The following is a 24,106-nucleotide window of genomic DNA, read 5'->3' on the forward strand; positions in this document are numbered from 1 at the left end:
ATGCGGGTGTGCGGCGAAAGGATTGGCCGCACACCCGCGCAAAGGAATGAACAGCATGAGTACTTCACAACATTTCGAATGGCTGCATGCCGAAGGCAGCACCACCCCGATCAAGGGCTGGGTGCGCGGCGTGCCGCTGGAAGAACAGGCGCATGCGCAGTTGCGCAATATCGCCGCCGTCCCGTTTGTCGGCCCATGGGTGGCGGTGATGCCCGACGTGCACCTGGGCAAGGGCGCAACCGTGGGCTCGGTGATCCCGACCCGCGGTGCCATCATCCCGGCGGCGGTTGGCGTGGATATCGGCTGCGGCATGGCGGCGGTGCGCACCACGCTGCGTGCCAGCGACCTGCCGGACAACCTGGCGCAACTGCGCTCCAGCATCGAGCGTAGCGTGCCGGTCGGCAACGGCCGTGGCGGCGAGCATCGCAACCTGCCCGACAGCATCGACACACGGATCGCGCAGTCGGGGCTGGTGCAGCGCCTGGAAGCGATCAAGCAGCAGCACAAGCGCATCCGCACCGACAAGCTGGCGTGCCAGATCGGCACGCTGGGCGGCGGCAACCACTTCATCGAACTTTGTCTGGACGAGACCGACGCGGTGTGGGTGATGTTGCACAGCGGCTCGCGTGGCACCGGCAACCTGATCGGCACCTACTTCATCGAGCGGGCGCGTGAGCAACTGGCACACCGCGTGTTGGGCTTTCATCTGCCCGACAGGGACCTGGCCTTCTTCATGCAGGGCGAGCCGTTGTTCGATGAGTACGTGGAAGCGGTGTCGTGGGCACAGGATTACGCCCGCGAAAATCGTGAAGCGATGATGGCGCGGGTGTTGGCGGAGATGCGTCACCGTCTGCCGAAGTTCCAGCTGGAGAAGCTGGCGGTCAACTGCCACCACAACTATGTCCAGAAGGAGACGCACCATGGCGAGGAATTGCTGATCACCCGTAAGGGCGCGGTGAGCGCACGTACCGGCGAGCTGGGCATCATTCCCGGCAGCATGGGCACGCGCAGCTACATCGTGCGCGGGTTGGGCAACGCAGAGAGCTTCCATAGCTGCAGCCACGGTGCGGGACGGGTGATGAGCCGAACCGCAGCGCGTGCACAGATCACGCTGGCTCAGCACCGCGAGGCGACTGCGCATGTGGAATGCCGCAAGGATGCGGCGGTGATCGACGAATCGCCAGCGGCATACAAGTCGATCGAGGCGGTGATGGCCGCGCAGCAGGATCTTGTCGAAGTGCTGCACACGCTGCGCCAGGTCGTGTGCATCAAGGGATAACCGAGGGCCGCAGTCGCGGCCCTCCTTCGTCATGTTTTTAGCGATGTCGCGGTTGCAAGCTGTCTGCGACCTCATCCGCACATGCGAATGCACAGTTCAGTCATGTCGCGATGGCACTCACATCAAAGCACAAGCGTTTCACTCTTGCGCCGCCATGGTTGCGCCACGTTCGCGGCCTGTCTTCGCAGGCTGCATCCATCAGGTAACCGGAGGCGGCATGAGCAATCTCGACAAGCAGGAACGCAAAGCAGACGCACAGGATTTGAACCGCGACCCGATCTCCGGTGCCCCGGGCTCGCATCCGGTTGGCGTGGGTGTGGGCGGCATCGCTGGCGGTGCGGCGGCAGGCGCACTGGCAGGCACGGTGTTTGGTCCGCTGGGCACGTTGATCGGTGCGGCCGCCGGCGTCGTGGCAGGCGCAGCTGCCGGTAAGGGCGTGGCCGAGCGCCTCGACCCGACCGTAGAAACCGAATACTGGCGCCAGGAGCATCAAAACCGCCCGTACTACAAAGAAGGCACCGACTACGACCGCGACTACGCCACCGTGTATGGCTTTGGCCTGCAGGCACGCGAGACGCGCCCGACCAGCACCTGGGAAGAAACCGAAGCCACGCTGGCGGGCGAGTGGCCGCGTCATCGTGGCGAATCGCGCCTGGAATGGGATGACGCACGTCTGGCTGCACGCGATGCGTGGGATCGCGCCGATCGCACCCACACCGTGTATCGCGATGGCGACACGCACTATGCCGGCCGTTTCGACAGCGCCAGCTACCGTGACAGCGAGTATTCGTATGACGACTATCGCCCCGCTTACCGCTATGGCATGCAGGCGCGCCAGCAGCATGCCGGCCGCCAGTGGGACGACCATCTGGAACGCGACCTGGGCGATGGCTGGGACCGCTTCAAGGCCGACTCGCGTTTGACCTGGGAAAAGGCCAAGCACGCTGTGCGTGAGGCGTTCGATTCGGACCAGCATGGCGATGCGGCACGTCGCAACCCGACCGATCCACGTGTGTAATCCGTAGCTCGTTTAGACTGCGGCGCATTGGCCGCGCTAAACGCCAGTGATCCGCAGTAGACCAGACGGGCCCGCGAGGGCCCGTTTGTTTGTGGGTTGCGGTGGGCCATAACCTGCAGCGCCTTCGTAGCATCTTGCGGCATCACGACGCCTTGCGCGTTCCGCATGGTCGGGATGGCCGCGCAACATGCTGCACCACGTGTGCCTGCACGGCGACGCAAACGCGCGGCACGTCAACCGGACGTGTTTTCCACCGCCCGGATATCGCCGCGAAACGCTAGCGCGTCCTGCCCCGTTGACGCTGCGTCGCCCTGCTGCTTGAGCAGTTGCTTGCGTGCAGCCACCACTTCCTTGGCCAATGCAATCCGGCGGCCCACTACCATTTCGGTCAACCAGTCGATCAGCGCGCGGGTGTATTCCTGCTGATGCTCCTTGACGCTCAACGCATGGTCGGCGCCGGCAATCACGCGCGCGGTCAGCGAACGCGCATTGACGAAGGCATCGGCATAGTTGCGCAGCACCGGATGCGGCACGATCACGTCGTTCTCGGCTTCGACCAGCAATACATCGCCGGTATACGCAGCGCAGGCCGCCAGCGCGATGTTGTCGTCGGGTGTCAGGGCACGTTGGCGGTATGCGGTCAGATCCGGATCGGCATTGAGGCTGACCTTGGGCTGGTCCCAATGCGCGTCCTTGTACAGCGCGGGCGAGCGCAATGCCAGCCACTCCACCGGGCGCTCGCGCGTCAGCAGCGCCGACAGGTAGCCGCCATAGCTCAAACCGACCACGGCGATCGACTGTTGATCCACATACGGAAGCCCCGCCAGCTGATCGTAGGCAGCGATGATGTCCTGCAGGTTCTGCGCGCGGGTCACGGTCTGCCGCATCGAGGCATGGCCTTCGTGACCGCGTAGATCGAAGGTCAGGCAGATGCAGCCCAGGCCCACCGCCTCGCGCGCGCGCACCAGGCTGTGATGCTGGCTACCGCCCCAGCCATGGACGAACAGCACCGCCGGAATGCCGGTGGGCGTGAGCAAGGTGCCGCTGAGCGCGTCGTGATCGACCGCAATGTCGATGCTGGAAAGTTTGGCTTCCATCAGTCGGTTGAGACCCTTCGGTATTTGTAGCGCGGACCGGCGCCGGGCTGGGTTGCACGGTAATACACCTGCGCATCGGCCGGTGGTTCGCCCTCGTAGAGTTCGTGCGTGGATGCGTGCACCCAGTGCAGGCCGGCCTGCTGCTGGAAACAGGCGATCGCCGCCAACTCGGCCGGCGTCGCACCACCAATCCGCCAGGATTGCTCCAGCACGCCGCACACAGGCATGGCATGCGCATCTTCGCCACTGACCACATCGTAATTGCGCCGCGAAATGTGCAGGCCGGCAATGGCATTCGTGATGCAGCGATCGTAGCGGCATGCCTGTTCCACAACGCGCCGCTGCAACGGCGGCAATGCAGTGGCCAGCAGCGCTTCCAGCGAGCCGCGATGCACGTGCAGCGACGATCCACCGTAGACCTCATCGCCTTGCGCATTGCGCACGCTGCATTGCGTGCCGTAATACGCGATCTGGATTCCGGCCACGCACAGCTCGCCCACGCTATGCGTCAGCGGCTGCAGGATATTGCGCTCGAGCACAGCACCATGGGTGCGCAGGTAATCCGCTGGCAGACTGTCCAGCGCCTGCACCAATTCGGCGGTATCGGCAATCCGCCATTGCCCATTGCCACCCACGCCGGTGGGCAGTTTCAGCCGCACCCCGCCGTCGGCCAGCAACAGGTCCAGCGCATGCAGCGCATCGTCCCGAGAAAACACCGTATAGCCAGGCAAGGTGGCCGGCACCAGCGCGATCGCCAGCGCCTGATTCCAGCCATCGATTCGCGTTGCCGTCTCACTGATCAGTGGATGGCCGATGACCTTGGTGGCGATAAACGCGTGCGGCACAATGCCACCCAGCAAGCCGCCGGCATCGTGAATTCCCAATGCGTGGGCCTGTTCGGTGGTCAAGGTGTCGTCGGGCACGTGCAAGATGCGGTGCCCGATACCCTCATCGATCATCGCAACATCGGCCAGACCGCCATCGTGTGCGCCCAACAGGCGTGCAATTTCTCTGCACACCCAGGCATGCGTGGCGCGCTCGTGTCCATCGGCAGACACCATGCGTGTGGTGTATCCACGCACCCACTCATATGACGGATCTGCCATCACATCCCCTCGCGGCAAGGCCGCATCCCGGCGCCAGCCTCGTTGCAGCCGAGGGGCGCAGTGCGATGTTGCAGGTACGCGTCTGCGCTTATTTCAAGGCCAGATAGAGCCCTACCACGATCAGCACCACCACGATCAAACTGATGGCCATTCGCCCACCGCGCAGTTCCAATAAGGCATGCCACCACACGCGCGCTTCTGGTGTACCACTGGCATGGCGCGGCTTCCCACGACTGCTTTCACTCTCCTGCATCCTGTCTGCTCTCTCCATTACGTCATCGCCTACCTTACGGATCAGACGTTACACAGGTGTGGAGCGGTTCAGAATCTTCCGTAAAATGCGGCACCGCACGCCTGTTTTTGTACCAAAAGCGGCGCATTGAAAGCGCCAATACGGTAGCGACTGACACAGTGCGCATCGCTGCGCTGCCGCCCATCGATTGCGCGTGGCCGATCAGCACGCAACGCTGGCGTCTTGGCAAGCGGCATACATCGCACCGATGCCTGTGCATGCAACGCGTGTAGAGAGGCGAAAACAAGCTGACCAATTAAGCGTCGCCCGCTGAAATCGCAGGCAATGGTTGCGTTCGATGATCATTCGTTGACATACCCGCAGTTACTCTGCACGTCAAGTTTGTTTAATCCCGGAACGCCACAAGTCATGAGCAGAGACCCATCCGTCATCGATGTACAAGCCGAAATCGCGCATTGGCAGGCGCGGCACGCCCAAGGAAATCTGGGCGCAGGCAAGTTCAGCGAATTGTCACCGGTGGTGAAAATGGCCTGCGATATCTATCTGCAGGCACCGCGTTCAAGCGATCAGGAACGTCTGCGTTTGTTTCGCGACCGTCTTGAGCATCACTTCATTTCATCCAGTACGCAGTCCAACTACGAACAGCTGGCAACCGACTGCTGGCAGCGCCTGGGCGCGCGCAACAGTTGAGCACACACGTAATACGCAAGACCCGTTATTCATTGGAGATCGTCATGAAAACCCCGTATCAAGTGCAGCAGGAGCTGGAACGATTGGAGCGGTTGGTACCGCACATCATCAGCGACCAAGGCGACCGCGCGGAGGAAATCCTTGGCTTCCATGTGGCCAGCCTGCTGGGCAGCGCGCCTATCAGCGAACACGCCATGATTCGCGAGCGCACGACGCGGATGGCGCGGCAATGCCGCACCGCGCAGGACGCAATCCGCACACCTATCAGACCCCTGGGCATGACACCGCTCGCCCAGCCGCAGTGGGCCTGAGCAACGCACTACCGGAGCCGCGCAGCGGCTCCTTTACATTTCACCGTCGGCACTGCCGACTCAGCCCGAGACATTCATGAAATCCACTTTTGTTGCTGCATCGTTGCTGGCCATGCTGACCCTTACCGCCTGCGATCGCCCCGGTGGCGATACCTCGCGCACTGCACCAGCAGTGTCGCCGGAACCCACCGCCGCGCCGGTGAGCGGGAGCGGGGCCACCGAACTGGCCAAGGGCGATGGCGGCGCGCTGGGCGTGCTGGCTGCGATCGATGAGAACGAGATTGCGCTGGCCAAGCAGGCCATCGAGCAAGATTTGGGCGGCGCCACCGGCGAATTCGCCCGGCAGATGTTGCACGACCACGAAGCCAACCTCGAGAAAACCAAGGCGCTGGGCGCCAAGGACAGCCCGCGTGCGGACGCGCTGCACGCCAAGGGCAAAGCCGCCGTAGAGGCATTGTCCAAGACGCTGACCCTGCCGGACGGCAAGGATGCGTATCGCAACGCCTTCATGCGCACTATGGTCATCGACCATGGCGACACCATCAAGATCATCGATTCCGAACTGCTGCCCGCCGCAGAGAGCGCACCGGTCAAGCAGCACCTGGAAGAGACCCGTCGTGTCGTGTCGGCGCACTTCGAACGTGCCCACGCGGTATCGTCGTCGAGGTAAGCGCACCACGCGACCTGACGCTTCATCGAACGCAAGCGGCGGAAGGGACGATCACGGAACGGCGGCAGATCGACAGCGAAGATGATTTCCGTCTGTTCCACCAAGCGCAGAGCTTCGCCAAGGCCGAAGAAGTTGCGGCCATCGGCAGGCTCGACCCAGAGCCTAATCTGGTTCGCGGGCCTCGTCCGCAAGTAACGGAGAAGATTTCTCTGGAAAAGGCACGCGATGCGTGGCTGGCGAGCATCAAGCCGCGCACGTTGCCCAAGACTTACACGATCAAAGCGGCCGCAGTGGAGTCGCTCGTTGCGTTTCTCTTGACCCACCCCCTGAAAACTGAGCCACAGTAAAGTAGAGACTTCGGCAGCATGGGCCCCCGTAGCAACGAGGATTCAAGCGATGAAGAAGTCACGATTTACTGAAGAGCAGATGGCCTACGCGCTCAAGCAGGCCGAGCTGGGGATGGCGGTCGGGGAGATCTGCCGGAAGATGGGCATAGCCGAGGCCACGTTCTACGTGTGGCGCAAGAAATACGGTGGGCTGGGCCCGTCCGAGCTCAAGCGCCTGCGGCTGCTGGAAGAGGAGAATCGCAAGCTCAAGCAACTGGTGGCCGACCTGAGCCTGGACAAGGCGATGCTGCAGGAGGTGGTCACAAAAAAGCTCTGAGGCCTGCCCAGCGACGTTCCTGGGTAGGCCAGCTGCGTGAGCGTTTTGGGGTCAGCCTGCGCCGCGCGTTGCAAATGATGTCGATGTCCCAGTCCAGCTACTCCTACAAGGCCAAGGCGCGGGACTGCAGCGCGGTGCGCATGCGAATGCGGGAGATCGCCTTGAGCCGTGTTCATTACGGGTGCGAGCGGGTTTTCGTAATGCTGCGCCGGGAAGGCTGGCGGGACAACCACAAGCGCATCCATCGCATTTACAAGGAGGAAGGCCTGTCTTTAAGGCATTGTCGGCCTCGTCGCAGTCGCAGTGCACGCCGACGGCAACCGATCAAAGTGGCCACTGCGCCCAATACCCTGTGGGGCATGGACTTCGTCAGTGATGCGCTGTTCGATGGCCGTCGCTTCCGGTTGTTGCCGGTACTGGATCACTTCACGCATGAGTGCCTGGCCATCGTCGTAGACCAGTCCTTGCGGGCCGACGATGTGGCCGAGGCAGTGACACGGTTGGCCGCTCAACGCGGCAAGCCGGAGGCGATCAAGGTGGATAACGGCAGCGAGTTTGCCGGCAAGGTGATGGACCGCTGGGCGTATGAAAACGGCGTGGAGCTGGAATTCTCCCGCAGAGGGACACCGACCGACAACGCGCTGGTGGAACGCTTCAACGGGCGCCTGCGGCAGGAGTGCCTGAATGAGCACTGGTTCTTGTCACTGGCCGACGCGCGGAGCAAAATCGAAGCGTGGCGGCGCTTCTATAACGAGGAGCGACCCCACAGTGCACTGGCATGGAAAATCCCTGAGGAATTCGCCCGAAATTGCGGGTCCCAAGCGAATTCCCAGGCGCCGTAGAAGGTCGAATTCTCTACTTTCGAATGGCAAGGTAATCGGGGGTGGGTCAAATCAACCCCGGACTCTAAAGCCGATCGCTACTCAGGGCGGGGGGACGTCGCAGGGGATCTAAGCAGTATGCGAGCAGTCATCGACGTGTTCAACTGCTAGTCGGTTATTGGTTCGAACATTTTTAGGAAGAACTGGAATGGAAGCGACGATGAAGAAGAAGCGCGTTGGGATATGGAATCGATTGGCGATTGTTGGGGCGTTTATCGCTATTTTCGTGTGGCCTGTCTGTCTCAGCTTCAAGCACGATTCGGAGCTGAGCGGCTATCGCTTCTCCGAGCTGCAAGCTTGCAGAAGCCAAGGTCTAGGATGGGACGATAACGAACATACCAAGGCCTGCTTGCAGAAGCAGCGGGTTCGAGCAGACGAAGATGCGTCCTACATTTTTAGCAAATGGCTACCGGAGTTGATGCTCATCTATGCCATCGCATACGGGGTCGTCTACCTGTTGATATTTGTTGTCATGAAGGTGTCGAAGTGGGTTCTGGCTGGACGGCATAAAAGCGAGCCAGAGGCATAGAACGCTCATGTTCGACAAGATCATCGATGAAGTAATGGACGGGAAGTTCCAGCTGATTGCGAAGGGGACTCTGACGCAACGAGCGGTGTCAGACCCCATCGTGTTCACTGGCACCGCCGTGATCGACCAAGGCGATGACAGCAATCTCCGCTTGCAGTTCATCTGTGAAGGGCTCACTGGCCCGTTCGATCCCAAGGCCGGGCTACCCGAGCCAGAGCAAGGGAAGACGATTGAAGAGAGCTTCTACTTTGACTTGTCGGCCGTCGACAAGGAGGGGAACCAGTGGACTGCTCAGCATCTATGGCTTGACTTAGATCGTCCATACGCTTTGCCTGGCTTATCAGCGGTGCCGTCCGGGTTCGACACGCTAGCCGGACGCATCCATGAGCTGGCGTTGAGGGTGCCAACAGAGAACTCTAAGCCAGAGCGTCATCACGTCGAGTGGATTGTTCCTGGAACATTTCAGTTCCCGTTGCGAGGCTTTCCGAAGCCTTGGACGCATGAGGCGACAGGCTTCGCATGGTCTGTGAACGGCATCGATCCTCGCTTCACCCGAGTTCAGTTTCTCGGCGCAGCTACGGATTTCCCTAAGCAAAGCCGAGACTTCCTTCGTGGGTTGTCTATGCTGTGCTCTCAGCACCTTATGCCAAAGTGCGTCACTGACATTGATGCGAACGCTTGGACGCTCAAAATCCGCAGCATGAAGCGGCAGTTCGAGAGCGATCCTCTGCTGTGGATTCATCCAAATTACAAAGAGGGTTGGGAGTCGTTCTTGGAGAAATGGCTGCAGGCCGAGAAGAGTGTCAATGCCAGTCATCATGAAAGGGAAGATCGTTCAGTCCAGGACGTGATCTATCAATACTGGTATCGAGTTCATCGGGGTCACAGTGTGGATTTCGAGAATGGCGCGCACGTGCTTTCAAGCACTATTGAAGGCATGGTTAAGAAATATTTCGACGGTGCCGAGCCGAATACAGAGTCTGACAAAGCTAAGAGCTTGCGGGCAACCATCGAGCATCTGCAAGGCCAGGATAAGATCATGCACGGCCCTGCCTTGTCTCTTTTGACCAGCAAGCTCGACATGACTCGCCGCAAGGATGAGAGCTTTGACGGAAAGTTCGACGCTCTCATCGGCCGTAGCATTGCGACCGAGGAGATGAAGTCAGCATGGGATGCGGTGCGGAATGACGCAGCGCATGGTGACCACCTCATCAAAAGCCCTGATGACATCGACGGCTTGGTCAATCACTTCTATCCAAGCTTTGAGCTCTTTAAGCGCTTGGTCATGGTGACCATTGGCTACCACGGCCCAGCGACCGACCTATCTGCGCCAGGGTGGCCCACGTTGCCGGTCCCTGGTGAAAAGCAAGAACAAGACTGACTCAGATGTCCCTTCAACAGAGACTTTTTTGTTGCCCGAAATTCGCCAAGAGCTTGTCAAAAGTCTTGAATCCCCACCAACACTTCTCAGCTCTATTAGAACAAAACTGTCATCGCTCCTTAGATATTCCGCTAGCCGACGTTGCGTTGCAGTCTAGATAGCCCGTACGCTCCGAAGATACTCACTAGGACACGCTCCGGCCTGGGTTCTATAGGAAGATCAATGACTTAGGCGCGAGCACGTTTAGTCCCACCCTTGCACCCTGCAACGCGCCGGCCTGTCCGGCGCGTTTGCGTTTGGCGATAGCAGTGCGTCGAGCGCATTGCTGCATCACCGTGCTCGACACGCCAACCGCGACTGCAGGCGCCCGCATCGACGCCACCGTCCCGATCCAGCTACATCAAGATATCGTCCACAGCATCGGCAAGACTCCCAGCGCTCCGCGTGCCAGCTTCACTTCGCTTCGGTCGGCCCTAGCCTATGGTGCCGCATCGACTCGGCCCAGGAACCTCCCATGCGCTTGCTCATCACCGGCGGCACCGGCTTCATCGGCCAGGCCTTGTGTCCCGCGCTGCTGCACGCCGGCCATCAGGTCAGCGTGCTGACGCGCGACACCCGTCGCGCCAGCCGTACCCTGCCCGGCGTGACCGCTGTCGACACACTGGACGGGGTGCAGTCCGAGGCCGTCATCAACCTGGCCGGCGAACCGCTGGCCGCCGGCCGCTGGACCGATGCGCGCAAGCAACGCTTTCGCGATTCGCGGCTGGGCATCACCCGCCAACTGCACGACTGGATGGCGCAGCAGGCACCCGAGCAGCGGCCGTCAGTGCTGATCTCCGGTTCGGCGGTGGGCTATTACGGCGAGCGCGGCGACACGGTATTGACCGAAGCAGATGCCGCGGGCGACGACTTTTCGGCGGTGCTGTGCCGCGACTGGGAAGCGGAAGCCGCCCGCATCGGCACGCTCGGCCCTCGCGTGAGCTGGGTGCGTACCGGCATCGTGCTGGACCGCGATGGCGGTGCGCTGGCACGCATGCTGCCGGCGTTTCAGCTGGGCGGCGGCGGGCCGTTTGGCAATGGCCGGCACTGGATGAGCTGGATCCACCGTGCCGACATGGTGGCGCTGCTGGTCTGGCTGCTGCAGCACGGCCAGCCTGGCGCCTACAACGCCACCGCGCCCAACCCGGCCAGCAATGCCGAGTTCGCGCGCACCCTGGCCAAGGTGCTGCACCGCCCGGCGCTGCTGGCGCTGCCGGCCGGGCTGCTGCGGCTGGGCTTCGGCGAAATGGCCGACCTGCTGCTGATCAGCCAGCGCGTGCTGCCGCAGCGCGCGCTCGACGCCGGATTCCGCTTCCAGTACCCGCAACTGGAGCCGGCGCTGCGCGCGATCCTGCAGCGCTGAGCTAACCGCCGGCCCAAGCGCCCCCGGGCGTGCCGGCCGCCCATCGGGTACGCAACCGCGCCAGATGGGGCATGCACTAATATTTCCCTAACGCGCATCTTCGACAGTGCTGCGGATCTCGGATTGCCCGATACCCGGCGGACCCTATATGCACCTGCTCCTTGTCGAAGACGACACCATGTTGGCCAATGCCATCTGCGACGGCGTACGCCAGCAGAGCTGGACCATCGACCATGTCGGCAGTGCCAACGCGGCCAAGACCGCACTGGTGGATCACCGCTACACCGCGGTGCTGCTGGATATCGGCCTGCCCGGCGAATCCGGGCTGACGGTGATTCGCTTCATGCGCAGCCACTACGATGCCACCCCCGTGATTGCCTTGACCGCGCGCGGCCAGCTCACCGACCGCATCCGCGGGCTGGATGCCGGCGCCGACGATTACCTGGTCAAGCCCTTCCAGTTCGACGAGCTGATGGCGCGGCTGCGCGCGATCACCCGCCGCAGCCAGGGCCGCGTAGTGCCGGTGCTCAACCAGGGCGATGTCTGCGTGGATCCGAGCAGCCGCAAGGTCACCCGCGCCGGCACCTGGGTGGCGTTGAGCGCGCATGAATATCGCTTGCTGCTGGCATTGATGGAACGTGCCGGGCGCGTGGTCACCAAGGATCAGCTGGAAGAAGGCGTGTATGGCGGCCCGTCGGAAGGCGGCAGCAACATGATTGCGGTGTATGTGCATCAGTTGCGGCGCAAACTGGGCGACCAGCTGATTTCCACCGTCTACGGCCAGGGCTATATGGTCGGCAAGGCGCCCGAATGAAATCCTTGCAGGCGCGCATGCTGGCGGCGTTGGCGGCCATCGTTCTGCTGAGCTGGTCGACGTCGCTATGGATTCTGATTGCGCTGGTCACCCAGGGTCATCACAGCGTGGTCGAGCAGGAACTCAATCTGCTCGGCGACCGCTTGGTCAGCACCTTGCCCGATGCGCTGCAGCACCACTTCGACACACCCGCAACGGCATCCAACGACGCGGACATCGACGCCCCGCTCGGCAATGCGTCCTCGCGCATAAGCTTCAAGCAGACCCTGATTGCGATGGTGCTCAACACCCTGCAGCTGGGCATTCTTGGCCTGCTGGTGTGGTGGGCGGTGCGTACCTCGCTGCGACCGTTACGCAGCATTTCGTGCGCCATCGCACAGCGCACCGGGCTTGAAACCGAACCGGTGCCGCTGGATCAGGTACCCGATGAAATCCGCCCACTGATCGCTTCCTTCAACACCCTGTTGGCACGTGTCGAAAAAGCGGTGCAGGCCGAGCGCGACTTCGTAGCCGATGCCGCACACGAGTTGCGCACGCCACTGTCGGCGCTGCACGCCTATGCAGAAGTCGCCCTGCGTGCGCCCACACTGGAGGCCAAGGACGCCGCGCTGCGTCAGCTGCTGGAGACCGCGCGCCGCAGCAACCGCCTGGCCGAGCAGTTGCTGGATCTGGCACGACTGGATGCCGGCATCAGTTCGGCTGCCTATCACCAGGTGGAGATGGGCGAATTGATTTCGCATGTGCTGGACGAATTCAGCGTGCAGGCCGACGCGCGCCAGATCAATCTGCATGTGGAGGCATCGCCGTGTCTGGTGCGTTGCGATGTGGATGCGGTGGGCATCCTGATCCGCAATCTGGTCGACAACGCCATCCGCTACGGGCGCAGCCGCGGCACGGTGGAAGTCAGTTGCGGCTACTGCCTGCGTGCCGATGTGCTGCACCCGTTCGTGCAGGTGAGCGACGACGGCCCGGGTGTGCCGGAGTCCGCACATGCGTCCATTTTTGAGCGTTTTTATCGTGTACCGGGCAGCGAAGTGCAGGGCAGCGGGATCGGGCTGTCGTTGGTGGCAGGCATTGCGCGCCTGCATGGCGCGACGATCGAGACCTGCGAGGGCAACGAAGGACGCGGCCTGTGTGTCCGTACGGTGTTTGCCGGCGATGGCGCGCCAGCTGCCAAGAGCAGCTGAAACAACGTAGCAGGCGGCCATCGCGCGAGTGTGGACGGCGTATCGAAAGCGGGATGGACGCTTGGTCCTTGCCGATTCCGTGCGCGAGATGATCGGGATCGAGCCAGCCAAACAACACTGTCGAAGGCAGCACACAACGCCATCGCCGGTTGTAGATCACCGCGCCCATCTGGTGGGCGCGCACTGGTTTTGGTGATCCCGCCAATAGACCAGGCGCGATGTTAGCGGCGTTCTGCTCGCTTCCAATAAGTTTCTAAACCTGCCTACCTAGAGTGCACTCACCGCACGCATCCAGGATGCATGGTGATGATTCGCTCGACCCGCTCCACCCCACGCCCTCCAACCGTGCTGTCGCAATTGGCCATGCAAACCGCGGCCAATGACAGCGTGATCGCGTCTACCACTGCGTTGGTCCCGGCGACGGAATTTCGCTGCGGCCGCACCGGCACGCGCAACCGCGACATCTGGTGCGCGTTGCCGGATATCCGCAGCGCGCGCCAGATACGCCGTCTGCAACGTCGAGCCACACGCAGCGTGTTGTTCACTTCCGCGGGTGCGGCCTTTGCGCTGGCGCTGCTGCGTTGTCTGCTGCATTGAGCATGCGCGCACGTGCTCCTGCCCCATCGTTTAAATTCCTTACAGGCCGTTTTCATGTCCGTTCGTTCCTTCGCCCGTTGCTGCACGCTTGCCGTTGTCGGCATCACCCTGGTCGGCTGCGCCAGCACGCGTCCCATGCCATATAGCCAATTGCCTTCGTCCAGCTATCTACGCCCGCACGACGGCAGCCGCGGCGACCGTATGCCGTATGCGTATCACAGCGACGTGGAGTGGACGCACTACCGCGCAGCCATCGTCGAGCCGGTTGCCGTTTACCGCGGACCGGATGCGCAGTTCGACAACGTGCCAGAGCAGGACAAGCGCATGTTGGCCGACGTCATGCAGCAGGAATTCGGCAACGCCATCGCGCGGCGCTGGCGCCCGACGACGACGGCCGATCGCGACACCTTGCGCGTCCGCATCACCCTGACCGGCGCCAAGCCCAGCAAGCGCGTACTGGGTACCATCATGAAGGTGGATCTGGGCGGCGGTTCGTACAACGCGGTGCAGGCCGCACGCGGCAAGGAGGGCGCGTTCTCCGGCTCGGTCAGCTATGCGGTGGAGATTTTCGATGCGCAAAGCGAGCGCCTGCTCGCCGCGTATGTCGAGAAGCAATATCCCAGCGCAATGAACATCAAGGCCAGCCTGGGCGCGTATGACGCGGCGAAGGCCGGTATTCGCAAGGGCGCCGAGCAGTTGGTTGACGGGATCGAGTAGGTGCGAGACGAAGCCTACGCACGTCCCTTCTCCCACCGGGAGAAGGTGCCCCGAAGGGGCGGATGAGGGTGCGTGCGCAGCCTCGTGTAGTTGGAGCAACACGCAGCCGGAGCAACGCAAGCTGCAGTCGAAACATCTGGAGCGCTTCGCTGCGTCCCCTCACCCCAACCCCTCTCCCGCAGGAGAGGGGCTCAAGCGCACTTCCCTTCTCCCACCGGGAGAAGGTGCCCCGAAGGGGTGGATGAGGGTACGTGCGCAGCCTCGTGCAGTTGGATGCAACACGCAGTTAGAGCAACACGCAGTTGAAGCAATGCAAGCTGCAGCCGAAACACCTGGAGCGCTTCGCTGCGTACCCTCACCCCAACCCCTTAGTTCTTGGGGATCTGCCAGATTAGGTGTCGAGAGCCGGCGTGGTCGACCGATAACCCATGGGTCTGAGCGACCGCGGGAGAGCGAGGTCGCCCCGCCGGAATCTCCTTGCAAACGCCCGAACAGTTGCTCGAGTAGGCGCTCGTAATGCTAAGGCTGGGCCGCACAGGAGAACTCTCGACCCTTCGAGCATAGCGGAGTTGTCCATGAGCGAGAGTGTCGGAATCGATGTCAGCAAGCGGTGGCTGGATGTGCAGGTGCACGGCCAACGCGACGGGCGGCGGTTTGCCAACAGCGTGTCGGGCCTGCAGCAGATGTGCACCTGGCTGGGGCCGGCGCACCTGCATCAAGTGGTGGTGGAGGCGACCGGCGGCTATGAGCAGCTGGCGTTGGAGAGCTTGTATGCGGCTGGGATGCCGGTGGCGCGTGTCAATTCTCGGCAGGCACGGGACTTTGCCAAGGCCACCGGTCAGCTGGCAAAGACGGATCGACTGGATGCACGCGTGCTGGCGCAGATGGCCGCGCTGTTGCCGCTGACGCGCTACCAGCCGGTAGAAGGCTGGCGCGCGCAGCTGCGCGCCTACCAGCAGCGCCGCACGCAGGTGGTGGCGATGGTGCAGCAGGAACGGCAGCGCCAGTCCCACCTGACCGACGCTTGGCTGTGCAGCCAGGCGCAGAGCAGCCTGCGGCACTTGCAGCAGCAGCTTGCCGAGCTGGACAAGCGTATTGCGCAGCAAGTGGGCGCGCGCGCCGAGCTGGCGGTGCTGAGCCAGGTCAAAGGCGTCGGCCCGGTGCTGTTGGCGAGCCTGGCGGCGCAGCTACCGGAACTGGGCAAACTCACCGGCAAGGCGATCGCCAAGCTGGTCGGGGTGGCGCCGCTTGCCCGAGATAGTGGCACGATGCGCGGCGCCCGCTGCATCTGGGGCGGGCGGGCTTGCGTGCGCCAGGTGCTGTACATGGCGACCCTGACGGCAGTGCGTTTCAACGAATCACTGCGCGCGTTTTACCAGCGGCTACGCGCGCAAGGCAAAGCGAGCAAGGTGGCGCTGGTGGCGGCCATGCGCAAACTGCTGGTGATCCTCAACGCAAAGCTACGAGATCAATTAGCGGCTGGCGCCGCCAGTTGATCAAGACAGTTGCTCTCCCGCAGGAGAGGGGCTCAAGCGCACTTCCCTTTTCCCACAGGGAGAAGGTGACCCGCAGGGGCGGATGAGGGTACGTGCGCAGCATCGTGCAGCTGGAGCAACACGCAGCTGGAGCAACGCAAACGCATGAAAAAGGCCGACGCTGTACGGCAGCGCCGGCCTCTCTCGATACGTCTCAACGTCACTTACATCTCAACCTGCAGCGCACATCCGCGCTTCCAGCACGAGCGGCGCCACGCAATGCCGCCCTCAGTCGTTAGCGCGTGACGCGCTTGACGGCCTTCTTGCCGACGGCCTTGCGGGCGGCGGTGGTCTTGGCCACTGCGCGCGTTGCCGGCGTTTTGGTGACCTTGGCCGCCTTCTTCAATGCAGTCTTGGTCACGGCCTTCTTCAACGGGGCCTTTTTCACTGCGGCTTGCTTGGTTGCGGCCGGCTTGGCGAGCGGCGCTTTCTTGGCGATGCCTTTGGCGACCGACTTCTTCAGCGACGCCGATTTGGCCGCGGCCTTCTTCGCGGCCGTGCGCGCGCTCACCGTTGCCACGGCGGTCTTGCGTGCCGCGCTCTTTGCGGCGGTCTTGGCGCTCAGCGCCGCCGCCTCGGCCTTGGCGTTGGCCTTGGCGGTTTCGAGCTTCTGCTTGGTGTTGGCCTTGGTATCGGAGATCTTTTTCTTGGCCGCGGCGCTGGTGCTGCTCAACTTCTGCTTGGCGGCATCTTTGGTCGATGTCAGCTTTTGCTTTGCCGCATCTTTGGTGGAGAGCAGCTTCTGCTTGGCCGCATCCTTGGTCGCCGTCAGCTTGTCTTTTGCAGCGTCCTTGGTCGCGGTCAAGGAGCGCTTGGTTTTGGCCACGCTGCGCTTGACCGCACTCGCCGCCTCACCAGCCTTGCTGACCACGTTCTTTTCGGCCTTGACCACCGCCTTGCGGGCCTTGGCGACGCGCGTCTTGACCTCCGCCACTGCCACCCCAGCCGCTTCCTGCACGTTGGTCACCGCCTCGCTGGTGGTGCTGGCGATGGTGTCGGTCAGCTCAGTTGCGGTGCTCTTGACGCTGTCGACGGCGTCGGACAGGGTTGCGGTTACACCATTGCCGTTGCTCATAGACCCTCCTTAAGGGCATCAGTTCGATAAATGCGGGCGATGCGCGATGGCATGCGTATGCTGAACAGGCATCGGAACAAGCGGACGCTACGCCCGGCTCGACGGGCTGTCAACGCAGTGGCGACAAGGCATGCGCAGCGCTTTCACCGGCAGTTAAATTGCTGGCTGGCACTCTCGTTCAGCTTGATTTACGTAGCCAGACACCTTATTCCCTTTCCACCGCGTAACCCGGAATCCGTTTCATGCGACCGCTTCCCACCTTGCTGACGCTTTCCCTGGCCGCCGCCTTCGGCGGTTTTGCCGCCACCGGTATCAACGCGTGGCTGGACAACCGCGCCGACGCCGCGCCGGCCGGCGCTACCAACTTCACCCTGCCGGCCGCTGCTGCGCTACCGGCCGCGGTTGCCGGGCAACCGGTGCCTTCGCTGGCACCGATGCTGCAACAGGCGATGCCGGCGGTGGTCAGCGTCAACACCAAGCAGGTGGTGCGCGTGCGCAACCCCTTCTTCAACGACCCGATCCTGCGCCGGTTGTTCCCGCAGGTTCCGCAGGACCGCATCAACGAATCGCTGGGCTCCGGCGTGATCATCGATGCGCAAAAAGGGTATGTGCTGACCAACCATCACGTCATCGAAAATGCCGACGACGTGCAGGTGACGCTCGGCGACGGGCGCACGGTCAAGGCCGACTTCATCGGCTCCGATGCCGACACCGACATCGCGCTGATCCGCATCAAGGCCGACAACCTCACCGACATCAAGCTGGCCGACAGCAATCAGCTGCGCGTGGGCGATTTTGTGGTCGCGATCGGCAACCCGTTCGGCTTCACCCAGACCGTCACCTCCGGCATCGTGTCGGCTGTGGGACGTAGCGGTATTCGCGGGCTCGGCTATCAGAACTTCATCCAGACCGATGCCTCGATCAATCCCGGTAATTCCGGCGGTGCGCTGGTCAATCTGCAAGGCCAGTTGGTCGGCATCAACACCGCCAGCTTCAATCCGCAGGGCAGCATGGCCGGCAATATTGGCCTGGGTCTGGCGATCCCCTCCAACCTCGCGCGCAACGTGGTCGAGCAACTGGTGACCAAGGGCGTGGTGGTGCGCGGCACGCTCGGCCTGGAAACCCAGAACCTCACCCAGCAGATGCTGCAGGGCCTGGGCGTGGATTCGCTGCGTGGTGCGCTGGTGACACGCGTGTTGCCAGGCGCTGCGGCGGCCGCAGCCGGCGTGCAGCCGGGCGACGTGGTCGTGGCTGCCAACGATCAACGCGTGGACAGCGCCGAGGCGCTGCACAACTACGAAGGTCTGCAGGCGGTTGGCAGTGCGGTGACGTTGGACATCCGTCGCGACGGCAAGCCGCTCAAGCTCAAGGCCACCTTGAAGGAGCAGGACCGCGCAGTCACCGGCGACATGCTGGACCCACGGTTGAGCGGCGCCACCTTTGTGGACCTGCCCGAGTCGCTGCGTCAGTCCGGCATTACCGGGGTCATGGTCAGCGAGGTCAAACGTGGCGGGCGCGCCGCGGCCAACGGCCTGGTTTCCGGCGATGTGATCGTGGCCAGCAGTGTGGGCGAGTTTGCGGATCTGGCCAGCTGGCGTGCCAATTTCCAGCGCAAACCGCAGCAACTGGTGGTGCGCATCCTGCGTGGCAACGCGCAGTACGACGCGCTCATGCGTTGACGCACTGTGCACTGCACGCGACTCCCACTAACGCCTCCTACACCCCCCCGATGCTATTGCTACTGCACGACCGCACGTGAGTGGCGGCTGCCATCAATGACCGAAGGAGATATCGCATGAGCCCCACCAATACCGATCAGCTGAAGGAAAACCTGAGCGACGCCGGCACCCACCTGAAGTCGGCCGCCAGCGCCGCCGGTGAAGCCGTCAAGGGCGCCACCAGCGCTGCGGGCGACGAGCTCAAGCTCGGCCGTGCCAACGTCAAGGCCGAGTTGTCCGACACCGCGCTGTCCGGCATGGCGGCTGCGGAATTTGGCGGCGCCGCTGCCAAGGAGCAGATGGACGTGCTGGTTGCCAAGGGCAACGACCTGCTCGACAGCGCCACCGACCTGATCCGCGAGCGTCCGCTGGCCGCATTCGGCGTTGCGTTTGCCGCTGGCTGGGTCATCGCCAAGCTTGCGCGTAGCAACGATAACTAAGTCGTGGTCGATCAGGCTTCTACAGCTGCCGGTTCCGGCGCGCCAGACGCGCGTCCGGAGACGCCGGGACTGGACGAAAGCGTACGCGCGGTCGGCGCTGCCGGCCGCGCAACGCTGGGCTCGGCCCACGAGACCAGTCGCGCCTTGCGCCGGCTGGTCTCGGCCGACCTGAAACTGGCACGCAGTGCATTCGGGCGTGGCCTAGCATGGGCATGTGTGGCCGTTGTGTTCGGCGCGTCGTCATGGTTGTTGCTGGCCGGCGCCATCATCGCCTTGCTGCAGCGCGCCGGGTTGTCGTGGTTTCAGGCGATGTTCTTTACGGCGTTGGCGAGTTTGCTGGTGACCGGAATCGCGGCATGGCGGGTGTTCTTCTACTTCGATCACACCGGCATGAATGCAACGCGGCGTCAGTTGGTCAAGCTAGGCATCTTCGACGATTCCAGCGATGACGATACGGCCGCAGCGCCTGCCAGTGGAGGCAAGTCATGAAGTTCGGCACCTTGTGTCAGCGCGTGGAACGCGCCGAAGTTTTAGTGGAAGGGCGCGCGCAGGAAACGCGCACGCACTGGGGCGAACTGCGCCAGACCTGGCGTGCGGGCTGGTCGCCGGCACGCATCATGATGATCGGCTTCGGGCTGGGCTTTGTGACCGGTCGCAACGAACCGCAGGCCGCGCTGGGCAGCATCGCCGGCAAGCTGGGCGGCATTCCCAAGATTCTGCAGATGGTCAGCACGATCTCTGCCTTGTTCACGGCCCACCGCGCCCAGGAAGCCTCCGAACAGGCCGAACGTGCCGCCGACAATGCCGAAGAAGTGGCGGCCGAACCGACCGTCACCGTGGTACAGGTGCCCCCCGAGCGCGCCGCCTGATTTTTGAGGTTGTCTGCGGCGCTCAGGCGCCGTCACCGCGCATGGTCGAGACCGGCAGTCGCCTGCGAGGGGACTGACACCGCACGCACAGGTCCTGTGCGCGCCGTTGACGCGTTGTGCCGATAATGGCCCATCGCTGGCAGCACGCCAGTCTGCTGCCAGGGCGCGCATGTCTATCTCCGTTGAGTCTTTGGATGCTGCCATTCCGGCAGATCCGCTTCCGCCGCCTCCGGCACCGCGTCCGCGCGCACCGGCTTCGTTGGTGGTGCTGGCAACACTTGCCGTCGGTTACACCTTATGGGCGGCGCAGACGATCATCCTGCCGGTGATGCTGGCGGCATTCTTCGCACTGATCGGCAACCCCATCCTGCGCGGACTGCGCAAGCTGTATATCCCACGCTTTCTCGGCGCCTTGCTGGTGCTCTGCCTGGGCCTGGCCGGCACCGTCACGCTGGCGGCGCAATTGGCTGGGCCTGCCGCCGAATGGGTGCAACAGGCACCGCGCCAGATGCGCCAGATCGCACGCGATGTGCGCGATTTCACCAAGCCGGTGATGCAGGCCAACCAGGCTGCGGAAAACTTTGCACGCGCCGCCGGTGGCGAAGGCCAGCGCGGTGTGCAGATCGTGCGCACGCAGATGGACGACCCGTATAAGGCGCTGGTGCGCACACCCAAGCTGGCCGCCTCGGTGCTGGCCGTGGTGCTGCTGACGTTCTTTTTCATGGTCTATGGCGAAAGCCTGCAACGGCACGCGATTGCGTTGTTGCCCAATCGACAGCAACAGCGCTTTACCACCGAGATCATGCTGGACATCGAGCGCGAGGTCTCGCGGTATGTGCTCACCATCAGCGTGATCAATACGCTGGTCGGGCTGGTTTTTGCAGGCATTTTGTACGTACTGCAGATTCCGCTGCCCGAGGCCCTGCTCTGGGGCACGGTGGTGGCGCTGCTGAATTTCGCGCCTTACGTCGGCCCGCTGATCGGCGTCATGCTGATGCTGTTGATGGGCTTTGTGGAATTCCGCACCCCCTTGTCGGCGATGCTGCCGGCGATCCTGTATCTGGCGCTGCATACCATCGAAGGCCAGGTGGTCACCCCGATCGTGCTGGGCCGGCGCATGGCGATCTCGCCGCTGATGCTGATCCTGGCGCTGATGCTGTTCGGCTGGCTGTGGGGCATGGTGGGCCTGCTGCTCGCGGTGCCGCTGCTGGTGTGCATCAAGATGGTGTTGAGCCGGGTGGAAGGGATGCAGCGCTGGGCACGGCTGCTTGAGTAGCCGGGAATCGAGAATCGGGAGTGGGGAATGGGTAGAGCGCAGCTCCTGCCCTTGCCATTCCCCATTCCCCATTCCCCACTCCCGATTCCCCAATCCCGACGCAAGACCGTAAAATCTTGCGATGAGCTTCCAGATCAGCGCCATCACTCTCGACCTCGACGACACGTTGTGGCCCTTCGCACCGATCGGTGCGCGCATCGATCAAGTGCTGTACGACTGGATGCGCGAGCACAGCCCGGTCACCGCCGAGCGGTTTCCGGTGGAGGCGATGCGCGAGCTGCGTGAGCGCAGCTTTGCCGACAACCCGCAGCTGCATCACGACCTCAGTGCGCTGCGTAGGTTGACGCTGGAAATGGCCTTGCGCGAGAGCGGCGGCGATCTGGCGCTGGTGGAACCGGCCTACGAAGTGTTCTACGCCGCGCGCAACCAGGTGGAATGCTATCCGGATGCGCTGGACGCACTGGCACGCATCGCCGCGCATGTGCCGGTGGCCGCGCTCAGCAACGGCAATGCCGATCTGCAGCGCATCGGCCTGATGCACCACTTCGCGTTTCAGCTGGGCTCGCGTGAACACGGCAGCGCCAAGCCGGAGGCCAGCATCTTTCTGGCTGCATGCGCGCGTCTGGACGTGCCGCCCGCACAGGTGTTGCATGTAGGCGACCACGTGCGAATGGACGTGCTGGGCGCGCTGGATGCCGGCTTGCGTGCATGCTGGATCAATCGCGACGGCGCAGAGTGGTCGCATCCGACCCAGCAGCCAGACCTGGAGTTCGACAGCATGACTGGGCTGGCCGACTGGCTGGACGCGCAGCAACCGCACCCGGGCGCCGCGCGCGACGGCATCTGCATTCCCGCCTGAGTTCAACCCGACGGCGCACACCGCCATTGAAGGATGTCCATGTCGCACCTCACCGGTTTTACCGATCCCGCCGCCGCCGCGTTGCCGCTGTATGTGCTCGACCGCGAGGGCTTTGCGCGCTGGTGCGCCGAGCAGCCCACGCGAGTGTTGTCCTGGGCACAGGCGCAGCGTTTCGATGCCGCACCGGGTAGCGTGTTGTTGTTGCCCGGCGAGCAAGGGCTGGCCGGCGCGATCGTGGGTGTCGGCGACCGCGCCGATGCGTATGCCTACGCGCACGCACCGATGGCGCTGCCGCCGGCCAGCCGCTGGACGCTGGCCAACAGCCTGAGCGATGCCGAACTGGCACTGCTGCACCTGGGGTGGGGGCTGGGCGCCTATCGCTTTACGCGGTATCGCAAGGTGCCGCGTGCGCCGGCCGAGTTGGCGGCCACGCCTTCGGCAGCCACGCACGCACTGATCGCGGCGTGCCTGCAGGTGCGCGACTGGGTCAATACGCCGACCGAAGACATGGGCCCGCAGCAGCTGGAAGATGCCACGCGCGCAGTGGCGCAGGCGCATGGCGCGCAGGTCGAGGCGATCGTGGGCGATGCGTTGCTGGCGCAGAACTTCCCCACCATCCATGCGGTCGGCCGCGCCTCGCATCGCGCGCCACGGCTGATCCAGCTGCAATGGGGCGATGCCACGCACCCACATCTGGTGCTGGTCGGCAAAGGCGTGTGCTTCGACACCGGTGGGCTGGATCTCAAGCCTGCCGATGGCATGCGCAATATGAAAAAGGACATGGGCGGCGCGGCGCATGCGCTGGCGCTGGCCGGGCTGGTCATGGCGCAGCAGTTGCCGGTGCGGCTGACGCTGCTGATCGCCGCGGTGGAAAACGCGGTCGGCCCGGATGCGTTCCGCCCGGGCGAGGTCATCACCACGCGCGCCGGGGTCACGGTGGAAGTGGACAACACCGATGCCGAAGGCCGCCTGGTGCTGTGCGATGCGCTCAGTTATGCCACCGAACAACGTCCGGACCTAATCCTGGATTTCGCCACCCTCACCGGTGCCGCGCGCATCGCGCTGGGCCCGGATCTGCCGGCCTTGTTCGCCAACAACGATGCGCTGGCGCAGGCCTGGATCAGCGCCGGCGAGCAGACCCGCGACCCGGTCTGGCGCATGCCGCTGTGGCGCCCGTACCTGCGCTATCTCAACAGCCACGTGGCCGACATGGCCAACGCCGGCTCGCGCATGGCCGGTGCGGTCACCGCCGCGCTGTATCTGGAGCGCTTCGTGGCCCCGGGGCAGCAGTGGGCGCACCTGGACGTCTACGCCTGGAACGACAGCGACCGCCCCGGCCGCCCCGCCGGTGGCGAAGCCCTGGCGCTGCGCTCGGCGTTTGCGATGCTGCAGGGGCGTTACGGCGGCTAGGAGCCGTCGATAGAGCCTGGCGCTTACCGCCAGGCGCGGCGTACCGGAAGTCGGAAGTCGGAAGTCGCAAGTCGCAAGTGATGTAGCGCGCTACCTGCGGTTGCTGCACGCCCGACTGCGCGGCACCGGCCATGGACCGCTCCAGCACCAAGCGCGGTGCAGAACCGTTGCTCGACTGGCTGGCAGCGACACCGCCATGCAGTGCCGGCATCGCCGCTGCGCATGGGCGATTAGAGGATTGCCGCCAGCCGGTGCGGCAACGAGATATCACGCGCCGGAGGCAGCCCATTGCGGATGATGTTGTGCAGACGTGCTCGGCCGCAGCGATG

General features: G+C 63.5%; 25 protein-coding genes. 21 read left to right on the forward strand and 4 right to left on the reverse strand.

All coding sequences use genetic code 11. The features are described from left to right. Positions 1-55: 55 nt before the first annotated feature. Entirely contained in the window at positions 56-1,279 is a 1,224-nt protein-coding gene (locus tag ACZZ0O_RS03525; RefSeq protein WP_463592239.1) for an RtcB family protein, read from the forward strand. A gap of 217 nt (positions 1,280-1,496) precedes the next feature. Then, positions 1,497-2,297, forward strand: a complete 801-nt coding sequence (locus ACZZ0O_RS03530; protein ID WP_463592240.1) for a hypothetical protein — start codon at positions 1,497-1,499, stop codon at positions 2,295-2,297. 233 nt (positions 2,298-2,530) lie between these two features. Here the strand turns inward: ACZZ0O_RS03530 and ACZZ0O_RS03535 are convergent, their stop codons facing one another. The 3 genes from ACZZ0O_RS03535 to ACZZ0O_RS03545 form a co-directional block, all read right to left on the reverse strand. Beyond that, positions 2,531-3,394, reverse strand: coding sequence for an alpha/beta hydrolase family protein (locus ACZZ0O_RS03535; protein WP_055847320.1), 864 nt, complete (start codon positions 3,392-3,394; stop codon positions 2,531-2,533). Further along, positions 3,394-4,500 carry a DUF3182 family protein gene (locus ACZZ0O_RS03540; protein ID WP_463592241.1) on the reverse strand — a complete coding sequence of 369 codons (1,107 nt, stop codon included), beginning with the start codon at positions 4,498-4,500 and terminating at the stop codon, positions 3,394-3,396. Before ACZZ0O_RS03540 ends, ACZZ0O_RS03535 begins: the two co-directional genes overlap by 1 nt. An 88-nt stretch (positions 4,501-4,588) precedes the next feature. Then, a complete protein-coding gene (locus tag ACZZ0O_RS03545; RefSeq protein ID WP_164497025.1) occupies positions 4,589-4,753 on the reverse strand; it encodes a hypothetical protein in 165 nt (54 codons plus the stop codon). 408 nt (positions 4,754-5,161) lie between these two features. On the opposite strand from ACZZ0O_RS03545, the gene ACZZ0O_RS03550 reads away from it, so the two are divergent. The 12 genes from ACZZ0O_RS03550 to ACZZ0O_RS03605 all read left to right on the forward strand — a co-directional run bounded on the left by ACZZ0O_RS03550 (position 5,162) and on the right by ACZZ0O_RS03605 (position 16,091). After that, a complete protein-coding gene (locus ACZZ0O_RS03550) occupies positions 5,162-5,443 on the forward strand; it encodes a hypothetical protein (RefSeq protein ID WP_003486531.1) in 282 nt (93 codons plus the stop codon). Positions 5,444-5,487: 44 nt separating this feature from the next. Further along, positions 5,488-5,754, forward strand: coding sequence for a hypothetical protein (locus ACZZ0O_RS03555; protein WP_055847314.1), 267 nt, complete (start codon positions 5,488-5,490; stop codon positions 5,752-5,754). Between the two features lie 76 nt (positions 5,755-5,830). Then, positions 5,831-6,424, forward strand: a complete 594-nt coding sequence (locus ACZZ0O_RS03560) for a DUF4142 domain-containing protein (RefSeq protein ID WP_463592242.1) — start codon at positions 5,831-5,833, stop codon at positions 6,422-6,424. A gap of 396 nt (positions 6,425-6,820) precedes the next feature. Beyond that, positions 6,821-7,929 (forward strand): IS3 family transposase gene (locus ACZZ0O_RS03565; RefSeq protein ID WP_463592243.1). Its coding sequence is split into 2 segments (ribosomal slippage): positions 6,821-7,073 and positions 7,073-7,929, totalling 1,110 coding nucleotides; the frame shifts between segments, so codons are not numbered across the junction. 199 nt (positions 7,930-8,128) lie between these two features. After that, positions 8,129-8,497: a hypothetical protein gene (locus tag ACZZ0O_RS03570; protein WP_463592244.1), complete on the forward strand. Its 369-nt coding sequence runs from the start codon at positions 8,129-8,131 to the stop codon at positions 8,495-8,497. 7 nt (positions 8,498-8,504) lie between these two features. Beyond that, the gene (locus ACZZ0O_RS03575; RefSeq protein WP_463592245.1) at positions 8,505-9,878 is read left to right on the forward strand and encodes a hypothetical protein; all 1,374 of its coding nucleotides are present in this window, start codon (positions 8,505-8,507) and stop codon (positions 9,876-9,878) included. A gap of 514 nt (positions 9,879-10,392) precedes the next feature. Then, positions 10,393-11,280 (forward strand): TIGR01777 family oxidoreductase, encoded by an 888-nt coding sequence (locus ACZZ0O_RS03580; RefSeq protein ID WP_463592246.1) that lies wholly within the window; start codon positions 10,393-10,395, stop codon positions 11,278-11,280. 148 nt (positions 11,281-11,428) lie between these two features. Continuing rightward, positions 11,429-12,094 (forward strand): response regulator transcription factor, encoded by a 666-nt coding sequence (locus ACZZ0O_RS03585; RefSeq protein ID WP_055847304.1) that lies wholly within the window; start codon positions 11,429-11,431, stop codon positions 12,092-12,094. Then, positions 12,091-13,281 (forward strand): ATP-binding protein, encoded by a 1,191-nt coding sequence (locus tag ACZZ0O_RS03590; protein ID WP_463592247.1) that lies wholly within the window; start codon positions 12,091-12,093, stop codon positions 13,279-13,281. Before ACZZ0O_RS03585 ends, ACZZ0O_RS03590 begins: the two co-directional genes overlap by 4 nt. Before the next feature lie 306 nt (positions 13,282-13,587). Beyond that, on the forward strand, positions 13,588-13,878 hold the full coding sequence (locus ACZZ0O_RS03595) for a hypothetical protein (protein WP_463592248.1): 291 nt from the start codon (positions 13,588-13,590) through the stop codon (positions 13,876-13,878). A 54-nt stretch (positions 13,879-13,932) separates the two neighbouring features. After that, entirely contained in the window at positions 13,933-14,595 is a 663-nt protein-coding gene (locus tag ACZZ0O_RS03600; RefSeq protein WP_463592249.1) for a DUF3313 domain-containing protein, read from the forward strand. Positions 14,596-15,170: 575 nt separating this feature from the next. Further along, a complete protein-coding gene (locus tag ACZZ0O_RS03605) occupies positions 15,171-16,091 on the forward strand; it encodes an IS110 family RNA-guided transposase (protein WP_463590158.1) in 921 nt (306 codons plus the stop codon). 274 nt (positions 16,092-16,365) lie between these two features. Here the strand turns inward: ACZZ0O_RS03605 and ACZZ0O_RS03610 are convergent, their stop codons facing one another. Next, entirely contained in the window at positions 16,366-17,205 is an 840-nt protein-coding gene (locus ACZZ0O_RS03610; protein ID WP_463592250.1) for a histidine biosynthesis protein HisIE, read from the reverse strand. A 242-nt stretch (positions 17,206-17,447) separates the two neighbouring features. Here ACZZ0O_RS03610 and ACZZ0O_RS03615 point away from each other — a divergent pair, with 242 nt between their 5' ends. From ACZZ0O_RS03615 to ACZZ0O_RS03645, 7 genes are all read left to right on the forward strand, one after another. After that, positions 17,448-18,884, forward strand: coding sequence for a Do family serine endopeptidase (locus tag ACZZ0O_RS03615; RefSeq protein ID WP_055847292.1), 1,437 nt, complete (start codon positions 17,448-17,450; stop codon positions 18,882-18,884). A gap of 116 nt (positions 18,885-19,000) precedes the next feature. Further along, entirely contained in the window at positions 19,001-19,363 is a 363-nt protein-coding gene (locus tag ACZZ0O_RS03620) for a hypothetical protein (RefSeq protein ID WP_055847289.1), read from the forward strand. A 3-nt stretch (positions 19,364-19,366) separates the two neighbouring features. After that, a complete protein-coding gene (locus ACZZ0O_RS03625) occupies positions 19,367-19,852 on the forward strand; it encodes a phage holin family protein (protein WP_311239107.1) in 486 nt (161 codons plus the stop codon). Further along, positions 19,849-20,232: a hypothetical protein gene (locus ACZZ0O_RS03630; protein WP_055847283.1), complete on the forward strand. Its 384-nt coding sequence runs from the start codon at positions 19,849-19,851 to the stop codon at positions 20,230-20,232. The genes ACZZ0O_RS03625 and ACZZ0O_RS03630 overlap by 4 nt, the downstream gene beginning before the upstream one ends. Before the next feature lie 169 nt (positions 20,233-20,401). Then, positions 20,402-21,508, forward strand: coding sequence for an AI-2E family transporter (locus ACZZ0O_RS03635; protein WP_055847280.1), 1,107 nt, complete (start codon positions 20,402-20,404; stop codon positions 21,506-21,508). Positions 21,509-21,629: 121 nt separating this feature from the next. Further along, entirely contained in the window at positions 21,630-22,367 is a 738-nt protein-coding gene (locus tag ACZZ0O_RS03640; RefSeq protein ID WP_323523368.1) for an HAD family hydrolase, read from the forward strand. Positions 22,368-22,406: 39 nt separating this feature from the next. Continuing rightward, a complete protein-coding gene (locus ACZZ0O_RS03645; protein ID WP_463592251.1) occupies positions 22,407-23,777 on the forward strand; it encodes a leucyl aminopeptidase family protein in 1,371 nt (456 codons plus the stop codon). Positions 23,778-24,106: the final 329 nt, after the last annotated feature.

Source organism: Xanthomonas sp. AC360 (assembly GCF_979258225.1).

What these genes read in the sequence shown, in the direction of transcription:
- ACZZ0O_RS03525 (WP_463592239.1), top strand. Translation starts at nt 56, where the DNA reads ATGAGTACTTCACAACATTTCGAATGGCTGCATGCCGAAGGCAGCACC.
- ACZZ0O_RS03530 (WP_463592240.1), top strand. Translation starts at nt 1,497, where the DNA reads ATGAGCAATCTCGACAAGCAGGAACGCAAAGCAGACGCACAGGATTTG.
- ACZZ0O_RS03535 (WP_055847320.1), bottom strand. Translation starts at nt 3,394, where the DNA reads ATGGAAGCCAAACTTTCCAGCATCGACATTGCGGTCGATCACGACGCG.
- ACZZ0O_RS03540 (WP_463592241.1), bottom strand. Translation starts at nt 4,500, where the DNA reads ATGGCAGATCCGTCATATGAGTGGGTGCGTGGATACACCACACGCATG.
- ACZZ0O_RS03545 (WP_164497025.1), bottom strand. Translation starts at nt 4,753, where the DNA reads ATGCAGGAGAGTGAAAGCAGTCGTGGGAAGCCGCGCCATGCCAGTGGT.
- ACZZ0O_RS03550 (WP_003486531.1), top strand. Translation starts at nt 5,162, where the DNA reads ATGAGCAGAGACCCATCCGTCATCGATGTACAAGCCGAAATCGCGCAT.
- ACZZ0O_RS03555 (WP_055847314.1), top strand. Translation starts at nt 5,488, where the DNA reads ATGAAAACCCCGTATCAAGTGCAGCAGGAGCTGGAACGATTGGAGCGG.
- ACZZ0O_RS03560 (WP_463592242.1), top strand. Translation starts at nt 5,831, where the DNA reads ATGAAATCCACTTTTGTTGCTGCATCGTTGCTGGCCATGCTGACCCTT.
- ACZZ0O_RS03570 (WP_463592244.1), top strand. Translation starts at nt 8,129, where the DNA reads ATGAAGAAGAAGCGCGTTGGGATATGGAATCGATTGGCGATTGTTGGG.
- ACZZ0O_RS03575 (WP_463592245.1), top strand. Translation starts at nt 8,505, where the DNA reads ATGTTCGACAAGATCATCGATGAAGTAATGGACGGGAAGTTCCAGCTG.
- ACZZ0O_RS03580 (WP_463592246.1), top strand. Translation starts at nt 10,393, where the DNA reads ATGCGCTTGCTCATCACCGGCGGCACCGGCTTCATCGGCCAGGCCTTG.
- ACZZ0O_RS03585 (WP_055847304.1), top strand. Translation starts at nt 11,429, where the DNA reads ATGCACCTGCTCCTTGTCGAAGACGACACCATGTTGGCCAATGCCATC.
- ACZZ0O_RS03590 (WP_463592247.1), top strand. Translation starts at nt 12,091, where the DNA reads ATGAAATCCTTGCAGGCGCGCATGCTGGCGGCGTTGGCGGCCATCGTT.
- ACZZ0O_RS03595 (WP_463592248.1), top strand. Translation starts at nt 13,588, where the DNA reads ATGATTCGCTCGACCCGCTCCACCCCACGCCCTCCAACCGTGCTGTCG.
- ACZZ0O_RS03600 (WP_463592249.1), top strand. Translation starts at nt 13,933, where the DNA reads ATGTCCGTTCGTTCCTTCGCCCGTTGCTGCACGCTTGCCGTTGTCGGC.
- ACZZ0O_RS03605 (WP_463590158.1), top strand. Translation starts at nt 15,171, where the DNA reads ATGAGCGAGAGTGTCGGAATCGATGTCAGCAAGCGGTGGCTGGATGTG.
- ACZZ0O_RS03610 (WP_463592250.1), bottom strand. Translation starts at nt 17,205, where the DNA reads ATGAGCAACGGCAATGGTGTAACCGCAACCCTGTCCGACGCCGTCGAC.
- ACZZ0O_RS03615 (WP_055847292.1), top strand. Translation starts at nt 17,448, where the DNA reads ATGCGACCGCTTCCCACCTTGCTGACGCTTTCCCTGGCCGCCGCCTTC.
- ACZZ0O_RS03620 (WP_055847289.1), top strand. Translation starts at nt 19,001, where the DNA reads ATGAGCCCCACCAATACCGATCAGCTGAAGGAAAACCTGAGCGACGCC.
- ACZZ0O_RS03630 (WP_055847283.1), top strand. Translation starts at nt 19,849, where the DNA reads ATGAAGTTCGGCACCTTGTGTCAGCGCGTGGAACGCGCCGAAGTTTTA.
- ACZZ0O_RS03635 (WP_055847280.1), top strand. Translation starts at nt 20,402, where the DNA reads ATGTCTATCTCCGTTGAGTCTTTGGATGCTGCCATTCCGGCAGATCCG.
- ACZZ0O_RS03640 (WP_323523368.1), top strand. Translation starts at nt 21,630, where the DNA reads ATGAGCTTCCAGATCAGCGCCATCACTCTCGACCTCGACGACACGTTG.
- ACZZ0O_RS03645 (WP_463592251.1), top strand. Translation starts at nt 22,407, where the DNA reads ATGTCGCACCTCACCGGTTTTACCGATCCCGCCGCCGCCGCGTTGCCG.